At 64.0% G+C, this 17,982-nt stretch carries 20 protein-coding genes; 12 read left to right on the forward strand and 8 right to left on the reverse strand.

Annotation, left to right across the window (positions count from 1 at the left end):
* Positions 1 to 75: 75 nt before the first annotated feature.
* The 4 genes from NA4_RS01720 to NA4_RS01735 form a co-directional block, all read right to left on the reverse strand.
* Positions 76 to 675 (reverse strand): TetR/AcrR family transcriptional regulator, encoded by a 600-nt coding sequence (locus tag NA4_RS01720; protein ID WP_067462755.1) that lies wholly within the window; start codon positions 673 to 675, stop codon positions 76 to 78.
* Between the two features lie 170 nt (positions 676 to 845).
* Positions 846 to 2,042 carry an acyl-CoA dehydrogenase family protein gene (locus NA4_RS01725; RefSeq protein ID WP_067462758.1) on the reverse strand — a complete coding sequence of 399 codons (1,197 nt, stop codon included), beginning with the start codon at positions 2,040 to 2,042 and terminating at the stop codon, positions 846 to 848.
* A 42-nt stretch (positions 2,043 to 2,084) separates the two neighbouring features.
* Positions 2,085 to 2,936, reverse strand: a complete 852-nt coding sequence (locus tag NA4_RS01730; RefSeq protein ID WP_067462761.1) for a fumarylacetoacetate hydrolase family protein — start codon at positions 2,934 to 2,936, stop codon at positions 2,085 to 2,087.
* Positions 2,937 to 2,986: 50 nt separating this feature from the next.
* Positions 2,987 to 3,508, reverse strand: a complete 522-nt coding sequence (locus NA4_RS01735) for a flavin reductase family protein (protein ID WP_084496708.1) — start codon at positions 3,506 to 3,508, stop codon at positions 2,987 to 2,989.
* A gap of 333 nt (positions 3,509 to 3,841) precedes the next feature.
* Here NA4_RS01735 and NA4_RS01740 point away from each other — a divergent pair, with 333 nt between their 5' ends.
* Entirely contained in the window at positions 3,842 to 4,510 is a 669-nt protein-coding gene (locus NA4_RS01740) for a TetR/AcrR family transcriptional regulator (RefSeq protein ID WP_067462764.1), read from the forward strand.
* A 64-nt stretch (positions 4,511 to 4,574) separates the two neighbouring features.
* Here the strand turns inward: NA4_RS01740 and NA4_RS01745 are convergent, their stop codons facing one another.
* Positions 4,575 to 5,147 carry a TetR/AcrR family transcriptional regulator gene (locus NA4_RS01745; RefSeq protein WP_067462768.1) on the reverse strand — a complete coding sequence of 191 codons (573 nt, stop codon included), beginning with the start codon at positions 5,145 to 5,147 and terminating at the stop codon, positions 4,575 to 4,577.
* Positions 5,148 to 5,241: 94 nt separating this feature from the next.
* Here NA4_RS01745 and NA4_RS01750 point away from each other — a divergent pair, with 94 nt between their 5' ends.
* The 11 genes from NA4_RS01750 to NA4_RS01800 all read left to right on the forward strand — a co-directional run bounded on the left by NA4_RS01750 (position 5,242) and on the right by NA4_RS01800 (position 15,647).
* On the forward strand, positions 5,242 to 6,051 hold the full coding sequence (locus NA4_RS01750) for a class I SAM-dependent methyltransferase (protein ID WP_067462771.1): 810 nt from the start codon (positions 5,242 to 5,244) through the stop codon (positions 6,049 to 6,051).
* A gap of 211 nt (positions 6,052 to 6,262) precedes the next feature.
* Complete coding sequence (locus NA4_RS01755; RefSeq protein ID WP_169810963.1) at positions 6,263 to 6,964, forward strand: TetR/AcrR family transcriptional regulator; 702 nt, start codon at positions 6,263 to 6,265, stop codon at positions 6,962 to 6,964.
* Positions 6,965 to 6,970: 6 nt separating this feature from the next.
* Complete coding sequence (locus NA4_RS01760; RefSeq protein WP_245671030.1) at positions 6,971 to 7,828, forward strand: MlaE family ABC transporter permease; 858 nt, start codon at positions 6,971 to 6,973, stop codon at positions 7,826 to 7,828.
* Positions 7,828 to 8,694 carry an ABC transporter permease gene (locus NA4_RS01765; protein ID WP_067462776.1) on the forward strand — a complete coding sequence of 289 codons (867 nt, stop codon included), beginning with the start codon at positions 7,828 to 7,830 and terminating at the stop codon, positions 8,692 to 8,694. The genes NA4_RS01760 and NA4_RS01765 overlap by 1 nt, the downstream gene beginning before the upstream one ends.
* A 5-nt stretch (positions 8,695 to 8,699) precedes the next feature.
* Entirely contained in the window at positions 8,700 to 9,791 is a 1,092-nt protein-coding gene (locus tag NA4_RS01770) for an MlaD family protein (protein WP_157128743.1), read from the forward strand.
* The gene (locus NA4_RS01775; protein ID WP_067462783.1) at positions 9,788 to 10,795 is read left to right on the forward strand and encodes an MlaD family protein; all 1,008 of its coding nucleotides are present in this window, start codon (positions 9,788 to 9,790) and stop codon (positions 10,793 to 10,795) included. Before NA4_RS01770 ends, NA4_RS01775 begins: the two co-directional genes overlap by 4 nt.
* A complete protein-coding gene (locus tag NA4_RS01780; protein WP_067462786.1) occupies positions 10,783 to 11,826 on the forward strand; it encodes an MlaD family protein in 1,044 nt (347 codons plus the stop codon). Before NA4_RS01775 ends, NA4_RS01780 begins: the two co-directional genes overlap by 13 nt.
* A 29-nt stretch (positions 11,827 to 11,855) precedes the next feature.
* The gene (locus NA4_RS01785) at positions 11,856 to 12,929 is read left to right on the forward strand and encodes an MlaD family protein (protein ID WP_245671031.1); all 1,074 of its coding nucleotides are present in this window, start codon (positions 11,856 to 11,858) and stop codon (positions 12,927 to 12,929) included.
* 59 nt (positions 12,930 to 12,988) lie between these two features.
* Entirely contained in the window at positions 12,989 to 14,026 is a 1,038-nt protein-coding gene (locus NA4_RS01790; protein ID WP_084496711.1) for an MlaD family protein, read from the forward strand.
* The gene (locus NA4_RS01795; RefSeq protein WP_084496712.1) at positions 14,023 to 14,991 is read left to right on the forward strand and encodes an MlaD family protein; all 969 of its coding nucleotides are present in this window, start codon (positions 14,023 to 14,025) and stop codon (positions 14,989 to 14,991) included. Before NA4_RS01790 ends, NA4_RS01795 begins: the two co-directional genes overlap by 4 nt.
* Positions 14,992 to 15,029: 38 nt before the next feature.
* The gene (locus tag NA4_RS01800) at positions 15,030 to 15,647 is read left to right on the forward strand and encodes a hypothetical protein (protein ID WP_067462792.1); all 618 of its coding nucleotides are present in this window, start codon (positions 15,030 to 15,032) and stop codon (positions 15,645 to 15,647) included.
* Positions 15,648 to 15,649: 2 nt separating this feature from the next.
* On the opposite strand, the gene NA4_RS01805 is transcribed toward NA4_RS01800, so the two are convergent.
* The 3 genes from NA4_RS01805 to NA4_RS01815 all read right to left on the reverse strand — a co-directional run bounded on the left by NA4_RS01805 (position 15,650) and on the right by NA4_RS01815 (position 17,942).
* Positions 15,650 to 16,549, reverse strand: coding sequence for an SDR family oxidoreductase (locus tag NA4_RS01805; RefSeq protein WP_169810964.1), 900 nt, complete (start codon positions 16,547 to 16,549; stop codon positions 15,650 to 15,652).
* Between the two features lie 75 nt (positions 16,550 to 16,624).
* Complete coding sequence (locus tag NA4_RS01810; protein ID WP_067462797.1) at positions 16,625 to 17,056, reverse strand: type II toxin-antitoxin system Rv0910 family toxin; 432 nt, start codon at positions 17,054 to 17,056, stop codon at positions 16,625 to 16,627.
* Between the two features lie 142 nt (positions 17,057 to 17,198).
* Positions 17,199 to 17,942 carry a TetR/AcrR family transcriptional regulator C-terminal domain-containing protein gene (locus tag NA4_RS01815; RefSeq protein ID WP_245671032.1) on the reverse strand — a complete coding sequence of 248 codons (744 nt, stop codon included), beginning with the start codon at positions 17,940 to 17,942 and terminating at the stop codon, positions 17,199 to 17,201.
* Positions 17,943 to 17,982 lie beyond the last annotated feature (40 nt).

Raw genomic sequence — 17,982 nt, forward strand, 5'->3', positions numbered from 1 at the left:
CTATTTAGAGTGTGAGGTGTGTCTCATGAAGACGACTCGGGCTGCTGCTGTCAACTGGACGCGGCCGAGATTCGATCAGCGACAGGCGGAGTGGTGTAGTGCCGGTAGCGCGATGTCGTCGATGAATCGGGTGATGTAGTCGGCATCGGCGAAGGAACCGTCGAAGACCGGCCGCGTGACGAACACGCCGAAGAACAGGGGGGACAGCAATTCGGCGGCGGGGGGCCGTGCGGGTAGTTCTCCTCGTTCGACCGCTCGGTTGACGAAGCGGGCGAGATCGGCGGTGTCGGGCTCGAGCAGGACGGCTCGCAGGGTCGCGGCCAAGTCGGGATTGGTGATTATCGCGTGGTCGAGCGCGGCGATCAGTGCCGTGTCCTGCTCTGCGCGCGGTACGAACCGGTCGGCCATGGCCACCAGGTCTCCCCGAAGGCTTCCGGTATCGATATCTTTCGCGTCGGTCGGCCCGGTGGCGCGCAGGGCTGCGGCGATCAGCTGTGGCTTGGTCGGCCACATTCGATACAGTGTCGCCTTACTGCAATGTGCCCGCGTCGCAAGGGTATCCATCGACAGCGCCTCGTATCCGACCTCGCGCAGCAGATCCAGCGCCGCGGTCAGTAGCTCGTACTCGCGATCAGGCGTCATGCGCGGCCGCCGAATGGGCGCGTTATCGGTCACGGCGGCTCCTCTCTGGGAAGTACGGTTCTGTACTTACCATAGCGGTCCGCTCGCTCGGGGGTACGTGCGCCTGGTCCGAGTCGCATTCGGTGAAGCGTCACCGCTGCCGAGGGCGTGGCCTGCACGCCCTCGGCGGGATTACTTCTACGACCGTTGGATCGACCTGCCGCTCAGATAAGCGGTGTGATGTGCTCGGGGATGCCGAGCAGGGCCTTGCCGTACGTTTCCATCGAGACGTGCGGCAGGGTCACCGCGTGCCGCGCGGCAACGTTGGAATCGCGCCAAATCCGCTGCATGGCATTGACTTCGGCGAACGATGCGGCGCCGTGTGCATCGAGCAGGATGTTCAGCGCCTCGTTGATACTGCGCAAGGTGATCGCGACATCACCGCGAATCCGGGCGCGGGCGATGAGCTCCGGGAACACTCCGGCGTCCGCGTGCGCCTGGATGTCATCGGCAGCACGGTAGGCGTGCAGGTGGGCGGTTTCGATCTTCATCGCGGCGTCGGCGACCAGTATCTGGAAGGCGACGGAGTCGGCTTGCCGAGTGACCGTGGTGTACGCCAGCGCCTTCTCCGCGGCTTTGGTGCGGACCAGCTCCAGGGCCGCACGGCCGAGACCCAGTTGCGGTCCCAGGACCGCGACGTTCATGAACGAGGTCATGGCCGAGCGGTAGAGGGGCGCATCGGGATGTTCAGCGATGTACTCGCCCGTCATGATCGGAAGAAGGGACGAAACGTGAGTGTCGGGAACGAACACGTCTTCGGCGACGATCGTGTTGCTGCCCGATGCGCGCATCCCCGCGACGTACCAGGTGTCCTCGACCTGGAAGTCCGCGCGGGGCATCGCGATCCCGACCTGGTCGAGCACCTGACCGTCGTCGTCGACCAGGAGTGCCCCGTTGGTAGCCCAGTCGGCGTGCAAGCTGGCCGAAGCGTAGGGCCAGCGGCCGTTGACCCGGTAGCCCCCGGCGACCTTGCGGACTGTGCCGGAAGGCGCCAGCACACCGGCGACGATCAGGTCGGGGCTCGCGGCGTACATCTCCTCGAAGGCGCTGCCCCCTTTGAGGGCGGCTATCCAGGCATTGGTGTTCGATATCATGACAATCCATGCCGCGCCGCCGTCGGCCTCGGCGATCGCCGAGGTTACGTCCAGCAACGCGCGCGAGCTGGTCTCGAGGCCGCCCGCGCGACGCGGTGCCAGGATTCGAAACGCGCCGGCTTCCTTCAGCGCGGCGATCGTCTCCTCGGACACGCGGCGGGCCGAATCGCCGTCGGCCGCATTTTTCCGGATCAGCGGCGTCAACTCCTTGATACGCGCCAGCACATCCTCGATGGTCTCGGTCCGGTCATTCTCTACGGTGGTCATGCGTACTCCAAAATCACTGTGGGGGTCTAAAATTCGGCAGGATCACGCCGTATCGGCGGCAACAATGGGGTTTCGCAGTTCGCCGACACCGTCGATCCGGCTGATCAGGGTCTGGCCGGGCTCCAGGAAGCGCGGCGGATTCATCGCGCTGCCGATGCCGGCGGGTGTGCCGGTGAACAGCAGGTCACCGGGCAGCAGTGGGAGCAAGGCCGACAACCGTGAGATCAGCTGCGGCACTGGGAAGATCATGTCTTTGGTACTTGTCTTCTGCACTTCCTCTCCGTTGAGCGTGCAGGTCATGTGCAGGTCGTCGGGATCGGGCAGCTCGTCGGGGGTGACCAACCAGGGGCCGATCGGGCCGTAGCCGGGAAGAGATTTGCCGAGGCTGAATTGCGGTGCGGGACCTCGAAATTGGACGGAGCGCTCGGAGATGTCCTGGGCCACGGCGACGCCGGCGACATGCTCCCAGACGCGGTCGGCCGAGACGTTGCGGGCACCGACACCGATCACGACCGCCAGCTCGATCTCCCAGTCGGCGGTTCCGTCGGTCGGTACGGGAATGCTGCTGTGGGCACCGGTCAGGCAGCTCGCGAACTTGGTGAACACGAGCGGGTCGCTCGGCAGGTCGAGACCGGACTCGGCGGCGTGCTGGCGGTAGTTCAGTCCGATGGCGAAGATCTGGGGTGGGCGTGGCACCGGAGGTCGCAGGAGCGCGGGGTCCAACGGCTCGGCGGCGGACAGATCGGCGCTGTGGGCCCACTCCCGGAACGCGGTCCAACGCTCGTAGACCGCCTGCGGCTCGGCGGTGAAGCGGCCACCGCTGGCGCGTTCGACGTCGACGGCTCCGGCTGCCGTCACGATGACCAGGCGATCACCGAGGTTACCGATCTTCATTGTCGCTCCTTGGATGAAAGATGTTGTGGTACTGCTGAATCCGATCTCCGTCAAGTGATGAGACGGCGATACCGTGAGCCGTGGAAAACCAGGGGGAGTGCGGTGGGATGTGCGTGCAGGCCGCGGATGGCGAGCACCACGATCGTGTGATCGCCTGCGCGGAACTCGTCGTGCAGGGCGCAGTCCAGCCAGGCTGCCGCGCCGGATAGCAGCACGGCGCCCTCGGCGGTGCACTCGTATTCCACGCCCGCGAACCGATCCGGGGAGCGCGACGCCAATTGCCGGCACATCGGCTCCTGCTCGTCACCGAGGATGCTGAGCCCGAGCCTCGGCGCATCGCGCAGCGACGCCCAGGTCTGGGAGCTGTTCATGATGCAGATCGACACCAGCGCTGGGTCCAGCGACACCGAGGTGAACGAGCTGACCACCATGCCCGCGGGTTGTTGGTTGCGCATGGCGCAGACCGCGATGACGCCACTGGGGAAACAGCCGAACGTCAGCCGCAATTGATCCGGGCCGCTGGGCGTAGTCAACGCTGACGGCGTGGCTTCGGTCCCGAAGCTGTTGCTCATCCAATAACTCCGCGGGAACCCTGGGAGCCGAGTTCCTTCGGATGACGGTCCCGTGGTGCTGGGGAGGCGAGTGGTTTGCCTGCCGATTCGGGCCAGTTTCTTCCCGGCATCCATGGTCGCCTCCTTGTTGCGATCCGCCCTGAACAACGCACGGCAACGGTGCGATGTACCAGTTCTGCTGCTGCGGCGGATAGGTGAGTCGGGTCACATCAAGTGATCTGGCGGTAGCGTAACAATTTTATTGATTTGATGTCAACGACTTGGAATCAACTTGTTTTTTCCCAGGTCAACCGGCACTATCGGGCGGAGAGGTGTTCAGCGATGGAGGGCGCAATGACTAGCACGACCGATAAGAGCCGACTGACCTCGCGCGCCGCGCAGGCCGCAGAAACCCGGCAGCGTCTCGTCGATGCGGCGGTCGAGTTGTTCGCCGAGCGCAGTTATGACGAGGTGGCCGTGGCTGACATCTGCCGGACCGCCGATGCCGCCCATGGGCTGGTGTTCCACTACTTCGGCACCAAGCGTGGCCTCTATTTGGAGGCGATACAGGACACGTCGAATCGCATCTTGCAGACCCATGTGCTGCGTCCCGAAATATCGCCGGTCGAGCAGATCCGCAGCGCGTTCATCGCGCAGTTCAGGTTTCTGGCCGCTCATCGCGGGCTCGCCCTGCGCTTGGTGCTGGGGGGTCGGGGCGCTGATCCCGAGGCATGGGAGGTGCTCGAGGCAGGCCGGTGGCAGGCCATCGAGGCCTGGATCTCGCTGCTGGGGCTCGACCCGCAGAATCCGGCCTTACGCATGATGATCCGGTCGATTGTCGGCGCGATCGACGAGGCTGCCGTCTATTGGCTGCAGAACGATGAGCCGTTCGACGTCGGCGCGGTGGTCGAATGCCTGATGAAACTGACTCTGGCGGCGCTGCGTTCGGCTGCCGCACTGGACCCCACTCTCGACGTGGAGTCTGCGCTTCGGCCGTTGCTCGACGAATTCTATGGATCCTGAAGTCCAGCTAGGATTTTCGCGGACAGCTCGTTGTGGGTGACTCCGCCCGCCGCCGTTGAAATGGTTACCCGGTTCGCGGCCGAATGACCCGTGCGGCGGCTTCTACCGCGCTTGCTCGGCGGTGCGCGATCACCGCCGGGTTGTCGGTGAGCGCGGTCGGGTCGGGCCATTGCGCCCAGGAAAGTCCGATGCCGAAGAGCATGACGAGCAGCTCGAGCGGGTCCCACACCGGATCGACGAGGTTTCGCTGCTGGGCTTGCTCGATAGCGGCAAGGGTCTGTGCGGGGATCGGTTTTCCGGCAGCCTGAGGTTCGTCGAGAGTCAACCCTTCCAAGTGCGCCCAAGTGATCATGCGCAGGAAGTCGGGTCGCTGACGGGCGAGATCGTAGAGCTTACCGACGAATTCGGGGACGTCGTCGGGCTCGAGAGCGACTATCTGGAAGAACTCGGCGCCGTCTCGGGCCGCCACTTCCCGGAACAACGCGGCCTTGTCGCCGAAGTGGGCGTACAGGCGTTCCTTGCTGGCGTGGGCGGCGTGCGCGATGCGATCGATACGCGCACCGGCCAGACCGTACCGCGCGAACTCATCCCTGGCGGCGGTCATGATCGCCTCGCGCAATTCGGACGTGTTTCGCATCGGCTGAGCATAGGCTTAGAACAGTCAGAAGAACTAGTTCGTTTGTTAGCCTGGTCGCATCAGCTGTGTCGAGTCGCTTTCCAGGAGGATGGCCATGACGGGTGCGAGTGAAGTCGAGTCGGCAATCGCCGCTATGCCGCGAGGTGGGCCGAACGCGTCCTGGCTGGATCGGCGCATGCAGACCGATGTGTTGGAGTACACCGACCGCTACGACATTCCGGACGAGCTCAAACAGAAGGTCATCAAGAGCCTGGACCGCGTGGGAACACTGGACAAGGTGCATGAGAAGAGTGCGCGTGCGGCGCTGCGGGTGGTCTCGCATATACCCGCGCCGCGCATACTCGAGATCGGCGCCGGCCATGGGAAGCTTTCCGCCAAGATCGTGGAGTACCATCCCCGGGCCGCCGTCACCGTGAGCGACCTGGACCCGACCTCGGTCGCCAACATCGCCGCCGGCGAATTGGGCGCACACCCGCGGGTGCGCACGCAAGTAGTCGATGCGACCGCGATAGATGCCCCCGACGACAGCTACGACCTTGTCGTTTTCGCCAGGGCGTTTCATCACTTGCCGCCGGTTGTGGCCTACAAGGCGATCGCCGAAGCCACTCGGGTGGGAAAGCGATTCCTGGTCATCGACCTCGATCGGCCGTCACCGAGGAAACTTGCGCTGACTCTGATTCTGACGCTCCCTCTGTGGGTCGTTGCTCTCCTCCCGCCGGTGCGCCCGCTGCTGCACGACGGATTCATCAGCATGTTGCGTGCCTATAGCCACTCGGCATTGACGACACTCGGCCGGGCTGCCGACCCATGGATGCGCATCGAGTTCTTCCCCGCTCTGACGCGGTTCGGGCCGCCGTCGACAACCGTTTTGTTTTCGCGCCCGGACGTCACGCTGGATCAGTAACCCACTGCCGCGGGGCTGTGTGCGCCATCGAGGGGCGGTCCCGCGATGCGGCCGAGCGGGGGCGGCCCCGAGCTGGATTCGTGTAGAGATAGTGTTCTACCTGGTAGTTCTTTCGGATACATCGTAGCCGAAGAGTCTCGGCAAAATAACGGCAACAATGTTGCTGAAACCTGTTGACGTCTGTCGTGATAGCGGTCACACTGTATCCATTATGAGTGGACGAGCTACTGCCGAGGGTCGGATCGACCCGGATTCCGCTCTTCGTGACCAGCGTGTCCACGGCAGCCCCGAGGGGGTGCTGGAGTCACAGGATGCCGACGCGGTGAACGCCCGGGCGCGAAGCGCGCTGCGCACACGCGCCGCGCTGATCCAAGCAGGCCGTCAGGCATTGGGTAGCGGCCGGGCCGCGCGGCTCGGCATCGCCGATCTGGCCCGTCACGCCGGTGTCGCGACCGGATCCTTCTACAACCACTTCCGTGACAAAGATGAATTGCTCGACCTGGTTATCGCCGAGGTGGTCGAGGACCTTGCCCGAATCCTGGACAACGCGGCCTCGGGCATCGATGAGCCGGTCGAGGTCGTCCGAGCACAGGTGCGGGCGCTCGGTGCGCTCGGCCTCGCCGATCCCGACGCCGCCGCGATCGTCCTCGCCGCGCGATGCCGGATTCTCGATAACCCCGACATCCGCTCACGCCTATCGTCCGGCATTCGAGCCGGGCTGTCGGCGGGGTGCTTCCACGTCCACGATGTGGGAGCCGCTCTGGATCTGACATGCGGGGTCGTTTTGGCGATCCTGCGAACTTCGCGGCGTGATCCGGCCGCTGTGACAGCCGAGTGGATCGAGACCCTCGCCCAGCAGGTGCTCTTCGCCCTGGGACATCCGGTATGCGAGAGCATCCCGAGCGAAAGATAGATTGTTTTGACTCTGGCACCCAACGTGTCGATCGAACAGCGCAAAGATTCATCCGCGCTGCGGATCGTACGAGCAAATTTCTCCGATACCGTCGTATCGGGCGTACGCACCTGGGGACGGACGGTCGATCTCGCGATCGAGTCCGTCCGGGAGGGGCTGTTGGATCTGGTGCGTGGCCGATTCCAGTGGCGAGAGATGCTGCATCAAGCGTGGTACATGGTCACGGTCACGGCATTGCCCGCGATCCTGATGGCGGTTCCGTTCGGTGTGATCGTCTCGGTACAGATCGGCAACATGATCCGAGAATTGGGCGGTGACTCGCTGCTGGGGGCGGCGAGCGGGCTCGGAGTCATCAAGCAGGGCGCCCCGATCGCGACGGGACTGCTACTCGGCGGTGCCGGCGCCGCGGCGATCGCCGCTGACCTGGGCGCACGCACGATCCGCGAGGAAGTGGACGCGCTGCGGGTCATGGGCGTGAGTCCGGTCCGCCGCCTGGTGATTCCGCGCATTGCCGCGATGGTGCTGGTCGCACCGCTGTTGAACGTGCTGATCATCTTCACCGGTGTGGCCGCGGGTTACATCGTCGCGATCAGCGCGCAGGGCGTGACCTCGGGCAGCTATTGGGCGACTTTCGGTTCCTTCACCACGGTCACCGATGTGGGGATCTCGCTGCTGGAGGCGATCCTTTTCGGGTTCATCGTGGCGGTCATCGGCTGCCAGCGGGGGCTGGAGGCCAGGGGCGGGCCCCGCGGCGTGGCCGATGGCGTGAATGCCTCGGTGGTGCTGTCGGTGGTGTCCGTGCTGGTCGTCAATCTCGTTGTCAGTCAATTGGTTCAGATGTTCGTACCGACGAGGATGGCCTGATGACCGCGACGCCGTACGCGCCGAAAGGACTGCGCTGGGCGTATCGGGTGATCCGCCGACGGCAAGAGCTGCTGCTGCCGATCGACTCGATCGGGTTCATGTTGTCGTTCTGCTGGCAGGTGCTGTCGGCGATCCCGTTGACGCTCAGGCACTATCGGACCCAAACCATTCGCGCCATCAGCGAAACGACGTGGGGCAGAGGCTCGCTGATTGTCGGTGGCGGCACGGTGCCGATGCTGATCGTGCTGGGTATGGTGCTCGGCGCGGCCGTGGGTATCCAGTCGTACGGCACGTTGAACATGATCGGGCTCGGCCCGCTGACCGGGATCGTCTCGTCGTTCGCGAGCACTCGGGAGCTGGCGCCGATCATCGCGGGTATCGGATTCGCGGCGCAAGCCGGATGCCGGATGACCGCGGAGATCGGGTCGATGCGCATCTCCGAGGAAATCGACGCGATCGAATGTCTCGGTCTGCGGTCGATTCCGTTCGTGGTGACCACCCGGGTGATCGCTGGCGTGGTCGCGATCGTGCCCACCTTCCTGATCACACTGATCCTCAGCTATCTGTCCTGCACATTGGTCGTCGTCGGCGTCCACGGCCAGGCATCGGGGGTCTACCAGCACTACTTCAGCCAATTCGTCAGCGGTCCCGATATTGCCGCTGCCGTGCTGAAGGTGATGGTTTTCGGCATCGCGGTGATCCTGATCCATTGCTATCAGGGGTTTTTCGCGACCGGTGGACCGGAGGGCGTCGGTATCGCCTCCGGACGTGCGGTGCGAGCCAGTTTCGTCGCGATCATCACTTTGGACATGCTGTTGAGCCTGGTCATCTGGGGTTTCAGCGCGACGATCACATTCACGGGGTAGCGAGAATGCCAACGTATGGGTTGCCAGGGGCGGCCACCACCGGGAAGTCCGCGCGGCGGACGGGCGTGATCGCCCTCGCTGTTGTCGCGGTCGTGGCCGCGGTCTGGGCCGGGGCTCAGGCGGTGCGCGCGGATGATCGAATGCGGGTAACGCTGCGCACCGAGCAGATCGGCGACGGCATTGTCACTGGAGCGCGAGTGCGGCTGGACGGGGTGAATATCGGCGAAGTCACCGGCATCGAAAGTGCCGGGGCGGGGCAGCAGCAGATCACGCTGCGGTTGGATAAGTCCCAGCTCACCGGACTCACCGACACACTCGTCCTCGACTATGCGCCGTCGAACCTGTTCGGCATCAGCGAGGTCGAGTTGCGGCGCGGCCAGGGCGGTGTCCCGTTACACGAGGGCGGGAATGTCGATCTCACCGGCGCGTCGGCGTCTCGGGTCTCGAATGTCACGATGGGCAACCTGATTCGGTCGCTGGGGCAAACCACCGACCGGGTACTGACGCCACAGCTGGCCGATGTGCTGACCGCTCTGGCCACCGATGCCAAGGCCTTCACCCCGATCTTGGAAGCCGTTGTGATGCTGAGCCGTGCGGTCGCCGAAACCCAGCGCTACGATCCGTCCTTTCTGATCGGGCAGTATGCATCCACACTGCATGGAACGGCCGAATTCGCCGGTGCCACAGTTGATCTGCTCGACCACATCAACAACATCGAAGTCCTGCGCACCGACCAGCCGCTATTCGACTCCGGAGTCGATATGATCGCCGCCAAGCTGTTCCCCGCGATCACGAACCTGGGTTACACCGGGCAGCGGCACTACACCGGCTACAGCGACATGCTGACACCGTTGCTGAGCGTCACAGCCCAGATGGTGCCCACCCGACAGCGGTCGAGTGCGGAACTGCGAACCCTTTTGGAACGCATCGATAATTCGTTCGTCGCCACCCCGGAGGGCCCGGTTCTGCGACTCGAGCTCACCTTGCGTGGGTTTCCGGTGCTGGCCGCCCCACTGCTCGGTGCAGTGGGCAAGGGAGTCGATGTCGCGACGCCTGCACCGGGCGATCCCGCCGCGATTCCGGGAGGTACACGATGAAATCGACTGTCGGCGTCGTTTTGCGGCTCGTGGCATTCGCGGCAGTGATGGCGGTGCTGTTGGCCACGGTGGTGGCGGCGATCCAGCGGCCGGTCTCCGGGAACACCGACTCGTTCCGCGTAATTTTCACCGACGCCAATGGTTTGAAGGCCGGCGACGATGTGCGGATGTACGGCGTGCAAGTCGGCAAGGTACTGACTATCGCGTTGGATCAGGGACGAGCCTCGGTAGGTGTGAGCGTGCAACGCGACCACCCGGTGTTCGAGACGAGCACCTTCGCGATCCGCTACCAGACGCTGACCGGCCAGCGGTATATCGACCTACGTCAACCCGCCGCGCCGGGGCAGAGGCTGGCGGCAGGCGCGACCGTCTCGCCCGAGCACACGATCCCGTCCTTCGACATCACCACCCTGTTCAATGGGCTGCAACCGGTACTTCGGGAATTTTCGCCCAGTGCCCTCAACCAACTCGCCGAAAGCGTCCTCGCGTTGATCCAGGGCAACGGCACCGGCCTGGGACCGGCGCTGGACGCGGTGGAACAGCTGAGCCGCTATGCCGTCGATCGGCAGGTCGTGATCTCCACGCTGGTGCGCAACCTGCATGCCATCGACGACCGGGTCGGCGGTAAGTCGCCGTATCTGGAAACTCTGATCCAGGGGCTGACCGACCTGTTCACCGTACTGGAGGAGAAACTGAAAGGTCTTGTCGACTTCGCCCTTGCCGCACCGCCGGTGCTCGGCCCCATCGACGATATGCTCGCGACCCTCGGATTCACCCCCGACACCAATCCCGACCTCGAAAATGCCCTGCACGCCGCGTTTCCCGATCCGCAGGCGGCGACCGAAGTATTGGGCAAACTCCCCGGACTCCTGCAGGCGCTCGATGCGATGTTGCCTGCGGCCGGACCCGAAATGAACGGGACCTGTTCGAAAGGAAATGCGCCGGTGCCAGCGCAACTGCGGGTATTCATCGGCGGTCAGAGGATCGAGCTATGCAACCGTTGATTTCAGGACTCCGCAAAAGGATTCGCCTCGCCGGCGATCGCCCCGTCGCCGATGACCGATCGGTGCGCCGCCGTGAGCTGCGGCTCGGCCTGATCGGCGCGGCCGCGGTGGTGCTGGTACTGGCTGCCTGTGGCGTCCTGTATGCGATGCCACCGGGCCGGGCGGAATACGGCGCCGATATGACCGAGGCCGGAGCCATCCGCACCGGTGAAGACGTACGCATGGCGGGCATCACGGTCGGAACGGTCAAATCACTGGAACTGTACGACGATCGGGTGCACATGACCTTCACGGTGGATTCCGATGTCTTCGTCGGCGATCAGTCCACCCTCGACATCCGCATGCTCACCATCGCGGGCGGTCATTATGTGGCACTGACATCGGCCGGTTCGAAACCGTTGCGCCAAAAAGTGATTGCGAAAGATCGGGTGCGCCTGCCATACACTCTCGGTCAGGCGTTCCAGGACGCGGTGACCCCGGTCCGCGATGTCGATGGTGAAACCCTGCGGCATAATCTCGGCGAGCTGCAGACGGCACTCGTCCGGAGCCCGGACGGCCTGCGACAGCTGGGACGTGCGGTGGATTCCGTCGTCGATATCCTCGACAGACAGAATGCCGACGTCTCACGGGCACTGGCGGTTTCGCAGGAGTATTTGTCTGCGATCAGCGGCAACACCGCGCTGTATGGTCGACTCAATCGCGAACTCAACCTCACTACCGACATTCTCGTCGGCAAGCGGGCCGAGCTATACGCATCGTTGGATCTGCTCGAACGGATGCTGTCGCGCCTCGCGGCGGCCGAACCGGCTTACGACAGCTCGCTGAAACCCATGCTCGACAAACTCGCCGAGGTGATCCCCGAGCTGGAGAGGCTCACCGGCCGACTCGACCAAGTCGTGGCCACCGTCGAGCACCTGGGGCAGCAGCTGCAGCAGATCGCCGGTGGACCGAATGGTCCCGCCATAGACCGATCCGCGACAACTGTGCCCGCGCCCGCACTGTGCATTCCGGTGCCGGGGAGGTCGTGCTGATGCGCCAATTTCTTGCTTCCCGCGGATTCATGTCGGTTTCGGCCGTCTTGGTCATCGTCGTGCTCGCGGCCGCCGGGTACGTCGTGCTCACCGGCGCCGACAAGCCGATGCGCTCGTACTGCGCGATGATGCCGGACGCGGCGGGGCTCTACCTGGGCAGCCATGTCACCATGCTCGGCATCCCGGTCGGCTCGGTGACCCGGATCGAACCGTCCGGTGACGGGGTGCGGGTCGACTTCCGAGTCGAGTCCGATCACCCGCTGCGCGGCGACGTTTCAGCGGTGACCCTGTCCGACACCTTGGTCGCCGACCGTAACCTCGCGATGCTGTCGGCACCTGAACCCGCGCCGAAGTGGGACTCCGGTCGATGCATCACCCGCGCACTCACTCCGAAGAGCATGACCCAGACGCTGGAGGCCCTGTCGAAACTCGCGACCGAGATGAGCGCTCCGGACGACCCGGCCCGACAGGGCACGGTCAGCGGCGGTGTTTCGGCCCTGGATACCGCCGTGTCGGGCACCGGCCCCGCACTCAACGAGTTGCTGTTCACGCTCGGTGACGCACTGAAATCACCGGACGCCGCGATCGGACGCATCGGCGAACTGATCGATGCGATCAACACACTCGCCGCGGCGATGAAGAACAACTGGGGCGATCTCGAACATATGCTCACCCGCTTGGCCGGCATGTTGGACCAAGCCAACAATGAGGTCATCGCGCCGTTCGTCGGGATCATCGACGCGCTGCGGGTACTGCTGCCCTGGTTCAACGACATCACCACGAAATTCGGTCGGCCGCTGCTGAACCTCGTGCGGGCGAGCGTGCCGATGGTCCGCTGGGTCGGCGCGAATGTCGGCACACTCGAGCAGTTGGTCGGCATGATTCCGACGCTGACCGACGCCTTCCGACGCTCGGTCGATCCCGGCACTGGACGGGTCGCACTCGCCTACGCTGCCCCCAAAGTGGCTCTCGCCCAACCGGATGCCGATCAGCTGTGTGCGGCGATCAACGTCGCTGTTCCCGGCCGGTGTCGCAGCGCCGAGCACGGTTTGGCCGATGTTGATCTGGTTTCGCTGGTACTGGCCATCGCGGGAACGAAATGAGGACCGGGTTGCCGCTGTCGAAAACTTCGCTCTGCAACCGCAGAAGACACTGGGGTGCAATGAAACTCACGACGAAGCTGCTCGCGTTCGCGGTGACGGGATGCACGCTGGGAGGCTGCGCACTCGATCCGTCGGCCATTACGGTCCCGGGCATGGGCCGTGGCGACGGTTACCGGGTGCATGTCGAGTTCGCCAACGCGCTCAACCTGCCGGGGCGGGCGAAGGTGATGGCCAACGGTGTACAGGTCGGTGACCTCGCGAAAGTGCGCGTAGTGGATCCCGCGGCCACCGCCGCAGGCCATGTGATCGCGGATATCGACATCGATCGCGCGGTGAAACTGCCCACCGCCACCACCGCACAACTGCGGCAGAACACCCTGTTGGGTGATGTTTTCATCGAGTTGACCACACCGCCGAACGGATTCGACAAAACCATCGCCGACGGCGGCACCATCCCGATCGCACAGACGAAACCAGCCGTACAGGTGGAAGACGTCATGGCCGGCCTCGCGGCATTCGTTCAGGGCGGTGCGGTGCAGCAGTTCCAGGACCTGGTGAATCGCATGAATGCGGTATTGCCCGAACAGCCTGCCGACAGCGCGCATATCGCGCAGGTGATCGGCGCGGACTTCACTGATGTCGCACGGCATCTCGGCGAGGTCGACAACTTCCTCGACGGTATGGAAGCCAATGTGGCCATGGTGCTCGACCGCGATCGAGCATTGAGCGGGCTGCTGAATGAGCAGGGCGCCACGCATGTCACCTCGGCGTTGAAATCCCTGATCCTCGTGCTCGGGCTGTCCGGTGCGATGGGCGACATCGCCCACGCCTTGACCTGGATGACGCCGCTGGTGACGGCGGGCGACGCCGCGGCGAAAGCTTTTGTGCCGTTGTTGTTCACCGATCGGCCACTGGACCTGAACGCGCCATCGAACCTCAACCGACTCGTGTCACTGCTTCGGGACCAGATCATTCCGTTCATCGAGCACGGGCCCAAAGTGGACATCACCGGTGTCGACACCGGAAATGGAGTCCCCGCGCAGGAACAAACCAGTCGGATCATCGATACCTTACGCATGATCGGAGCAGTGCGTTGAAATCACGAATCCTCGGTCCCGCACTGTCATTGAGCAGCATCGCCGCGGTAGCACTGCTCGCTCTCGCCTACCTCACCTTCGGCGTTGTCGGCGTCGACTGGTTTACCAGCTATGACAAACTGACGATGACACTGACCAATTCGGGCAGCCTCGGTCCGCAATCACCGGTATTGCTGTCCGGGGTTCGCGTGGGGAAGGTCGTGTCCGTGCGCAACGGCGACGGCGGCGTCCAGGTCAGTATGCGAGTCCGCGACGATTACCACATCCCGGTGGCAAGCACGGTCAGCATCGAAAACCTCTCCGCGCTCGGCGAACCACAGGTCCAATTCACGCCCGTAAAGGACGCGGCCGCCCCGTATCTGCGCGACGGACAACACATCGACACTCGGGCCATCCGGACGCCGACCTCGATACCCGAGGTGGCCCGGCAGGTGACCCATCTGATGGAACAGCTGGACCCGCAGGCGATCGGTGACATCGTCGATACCTTCACCCGAGGACTGGCGGGCACCGAAGTGATCGTGCCGCAGCTGGCTCGATCCACCAGCCTGCTCGCCGCCACCCTGCTGTCCCGCACCGACGCCATACACAGCATGCTCATCGACCTGCAGGCGTTGGGCGCGGATATGGATTGGACCGGCCCGGCGATGAGCGCTGCCGCACCGGGCTGGAACCAGGTCGGAACATCGGCGGACAACCTCGCGCAATCCATCGAGAGACTCGTCCGGATCGGACGGATGCCGGACATGTATGTCCAAGACACCGGCCTCATCCCGTTCTCCGCCGAATTGACCGACTACCTCGAGCAGATGGGTCCCGACATGGCGAAGCTGGTGCCGGTGCTCACTCCATTGACCACGCATGCCGCCGGGCAGCTGAGTCGCGTCGACCTCAGCGCGCTGATTTCGCAAGCACTCGCCGAAACCGGGGACGGCGCCTTGCGTTTGCAGATCAACGTCAAATAACCGGCGAACAGATCGAAAACAACACCCAAGGAGCACACATGACCATCGATGTCAACGAACGAATCGACGAAGAAACGACAACTGACCGACCGGCACGGGCTGAGGACAACTCCGTAGCGACCGGGCGCGCATCGGGGACGGTGTCGATACGACTGTCCGCCATCGCACTCGGAGCCGCGATCATCGCTCTGGTGGCGGCAACGGGCGTATTCGCCGCGCTGTGGCTTTCGGCTCGTAGTGATCTCAGCGACCGCGACGCCGCCGCCGCCGCCGACCGCCGTGCCGAGCAAGTCGCCACGGATTACGCGGTCGGCGCCTCCACCATCAACTTCCAGGACTACAACGCGTGGATCGCCAAGCTCAAGGCGAATACCAGCCCTCAGTTGGCGAATAAATTCGATGCCACCGCACCGAAACTGCAGGAAATTTTGGTGCCGTTGAAATGGTCCTCGACCGCAACACCGGTCAGCGCCGTGGTCACCTCGGAGACCGGCGGCGTATACAAGGTGAACGTCTTCCTGAATGTCAACTCCACCAACGCCCAGACTCCCGACGGAGGCCAAACGACGGTGACGTACAACGTCACCGTCGATTCGGGTGCGGGATGGAAAATTACCGATGTCGGCGGTATGGACGGCGCCCTACCGCTGAAATGAGCCTATTTCTGCTGTTGGAAGAGACTGGTGAGATGCTCTTCCAGGGTCGTCATATGGAACGACGGCGCATAGGCTGCGACCGTATTCTCCGACGCGACGGAGCCGTGGCTGTCCCAGTAACGAACCAGGGGAATGATCGATGAGAGTCGGTGTCCACGCCAGCGGAAATAAGGAAGAGCAGCCAGGAAAAGGTAGTAGGTGGGGAACCGCGGCGACGCTTTCACCGTGCGGCCCGCCGCTGTCGTCAGCAATTGCTCGACCTCGTGGACGGCGTAACTTCGTGGTGCGACGAAGTCGATATCCCCATTCACCACACGATCCTTGCAGACCAACTCTTGCACGATGAACGGCGCCACGTCTTTTTGACTCACGTAGCTGATGTGGCGCGACTTGTCGATAGGCAACAAGAACCTGCCCTTGTTGAGCAAATCCAGCCGCGGGTCGAAAACATCCTCCATATATGATCCGCATCGCAGCACGCTGTAGCCGACGCCACTCGACGCCAACAAGCGTTCGACCTCGAACTTGGCGTCGAGAACACCGACGCCGGTGTTCCGGCCTGCTCCCAGCGCGGAGGTGTAGATCAGGTGCTCGAGCTCGGCCGCTTTGGCGCCGGCGATCACAGCCTTCGCGGCCTCGAACTCCGTTGACGGGTCATTCTGCCGCGCGATCGGTGTCAAGAAGAATGCCGCGTCCGCGCCGTCGGCTGCCCGCGCGACATCATCCGCGTTCATCATGCTGCCGGCGACGATCGTCGCTTCGGGATAGCGACGCGCAAGCGTATCGGCGTCGCGGGCGAGGAGGTGGACCGAGACTCCTTGTGCCAGCAGGCCGCGTACGAAGACTTCGGCCACTTGGCCTGAACACCCGATCGCGGCGATGGTTTTCCTTGGCTCGTTCAATCGAACCACCTTTCCGGTATCACCGAATCTGTCCCGAGCCGCGGGCCATAAACGGCGCGGTGCGGCTGACAGATATCAGGCGACGAGCCCCTGAGCCTTTTTCAGCGATTTGTCCAGGGCGCCGACGAGCGAGTTCTTGAAGACCCCGCCCATGGGGCCGTCGATCATCCCGCCGTCGATACTGGCTGTTACCTCGACCGTGGTGGTCTCGGCCTCCCCTCGCAGGCTGAGGGCGAGTGCCAGTTTGACGCCTGCCCTTGTGGTTCCGCCCATGGCGAGCGAGTGCGGCGCGTCGACATTCTCGAAAGTCCAGTCGATGGTGACCGGCATGTTCATCACGCTCGCGCTTGCGGTAGCGGTGTCGCCACTGGTGAGCTGGGCTGGGACGGCGCTCTTCCACGATTTGTGAATCACAAGCCAATCGCCCCAGCGTGCCGGATCGCCGAGGACCTTCCAGACCTCGTCGGGACTGGCCTTGTAGCTGGCGCTGGTTTGCACGGTACGCATGCGATTCTCCTGTTCTCGGAACACTCGCGATCTCGCGCACGACGGCTGTCGCCGCGCGAAGTCCGGGTATCTAATTCGGATACAGTGTATCCGAATTAAACCCGAGCGCCAAGATGGACCGAAGCAGCGGCATCCGAACGAATCAGGTGGGGTCCACCCCGTCGGCCGCCGCGTCGTGCAGTGGCACGAGGCCCGCGACGAGCAGTTGCAGGCCGAAGCGGAATTCGTTTTCCAGGGTTTGCCTCGGCAGGCAATCGGCGACGGCGATCGTGGCGGGGAATCGCGCGGGATCGAGTTGGCGGTAGAGCGCGGTGAGTGGGGTGGGGTCGATGTTGGCTTCGGTGTCGTGGCCTTGGAGCTGGGCGGCGAAGCCGATGGCATAGCGGGCAATGGTGGCGTAGACGAGTGCCGCGGACTCCGGGGGGAAGCCGTTGGCGAGCAGCAGGGCCAGGACTCGCTCGCGCAACATGAGCGAATTGGGTCCGATCGGCACCTGCTCGATGAGCAGGTGCGCGATCCCGCGGTGGCGGTTCAGGACCGCGAAGATGGCCTCCGCGGCGGTGACGCATGCGCGCTGCCAGTCGTCATCGGGCGCGTTGTCGTCGATTTCGATCTCGCCGAGGGCCGAGTCGACCACGTGGGCGATGAGTTCGGCACGGTTGGCGACTGCTCGGTAGAGCACGGCGGTGCCTGTTTCGAGGCGTTGGGCGAGTGTGCGCATCGACAGTGCGTCGGCGCCTTCCTCGTCGATGATGCGCAGTGCGGTCCTCACGATCCGGTCGAAGGGGACCCGTGGGCGGCCGGGGGAGCGGCGAGCCGGGGTCTCGGCGGCGTCTGAATCGGCGGTGGTCACACTCGCATTGTTGCGCATCGACGGTCTGGACACGTGATCACTATATAGTGGTCACATTGTTGCCATTATCACT

Source organism: Nocardia amamiensis NBRC 102102, assembly GCF_001612745.1.
GTDB classification, from domain to species: Bacteria; Actinomycetota; Actinomycetes; order Mycobacteriales; family Mycobacteriaceae; genus Nocardia; species Nocardia amamiensis.

Coding starts and splice junctions, on each gene's coding strand:
- NA4_RS01725 (WP_067462758.1), bottom strand. CDS start 2,042: ATGACCACCGTAGAGAATGACCGGACCGAGACCATCGAGGATGTGCTG.
- NA4_RS01730 (WP_067462761.1), bottom strand. CDS start 2,936: ATGAAGATCGGTAACCTCGGTGATCGCCTGGTCATCGTGACGGCAGCC.
- NA4_RS01735 (WP_084496708.1), bottom strand. CDS start 3,508: ATGAGCAACAGCTTCGGGACCGAAGCCACGCCGTCAGCGTTGACTACG.
- NA4_RS01740 (WP_067462764.1), top strand. CDS start 3,842: ATGACTAGCACGACCGATAAGAGCCGACTGACCTCGCGCGCCGCGCAG.
- NA4_RS01745 (WP_067462768.1), bottom strand. CDS start 5,147: ATGCGAAACACGTCCGAATTGCGCGAGGCGATCATGACCGCCGCCAGG.
- NA4_RS01750 (WP_067462771.1), top strand. CDS start 5,242: ATGACGGGTGCGAGTGAAGTCGAGTCGGCAATCGCCGCTATGCCGCGA.
- NA4_RS01755 (WP_169810963.1), top strand. CDS start 6,263: ATGAGTGGACGAGCTACTGCCGAGGGTCGGATCGACCCGGATTCCGCT.
- NA4_RS01765 (WP_067462776.1), top strand. CDS start 7,828: ATGACCGCGACGCCGTACGCGCCGAAAGGACTGCGCTGGGCGTATCGG.
- NA4_RS01770 (WP_157128743.1), top strand. CDS start 8,700: ATGCCAACGTATGGGTTGCCAGGGGCGGCCACCACCGGGAAGTCCGCG.
- NA4_RS01775 (WP_067462783.1), top strand. CDS start 9,788: ATGAAATCGACTGTCGGCGTCGTTTTGCGGCTCGTGGCATTCGCGGCA.
- NA4_RS01780 (WP_067462786.1), top strand. CDS start 10,783: ATGCAACCGTTGATTTCAGGACTCCGCAAAAGGATTCGCCTCGCCGGC.
- NA4_RS01785 (WP_245671031.1), top strand. CDS start 11,856: ATGTCGGTTTCGGCCGTCTTGGTCATCGTCGTGCTCGCGGCCGCCGGG.
- NA4_RS01790 (WP_084496711.1), top strand. CDS start 12,989: ATGAAACTCACGACGAAGCTGCTCGCGTTCGCGGTGACGGGATGCACG.
- NA4_RS01800 (WP_067462792.1), top strand. CDS start 15,030: ATGACCATCGATGTCAACGAACGAATCGACGAAGAAACGACAACTGAC.
- NA4_RS01810 (WP_067462797.1), bottom strand. CDS start 17,056: ATGCGTACCGTGCAAACCAGCGCCAGCTACAAGGCCAGTCCCGACGAG.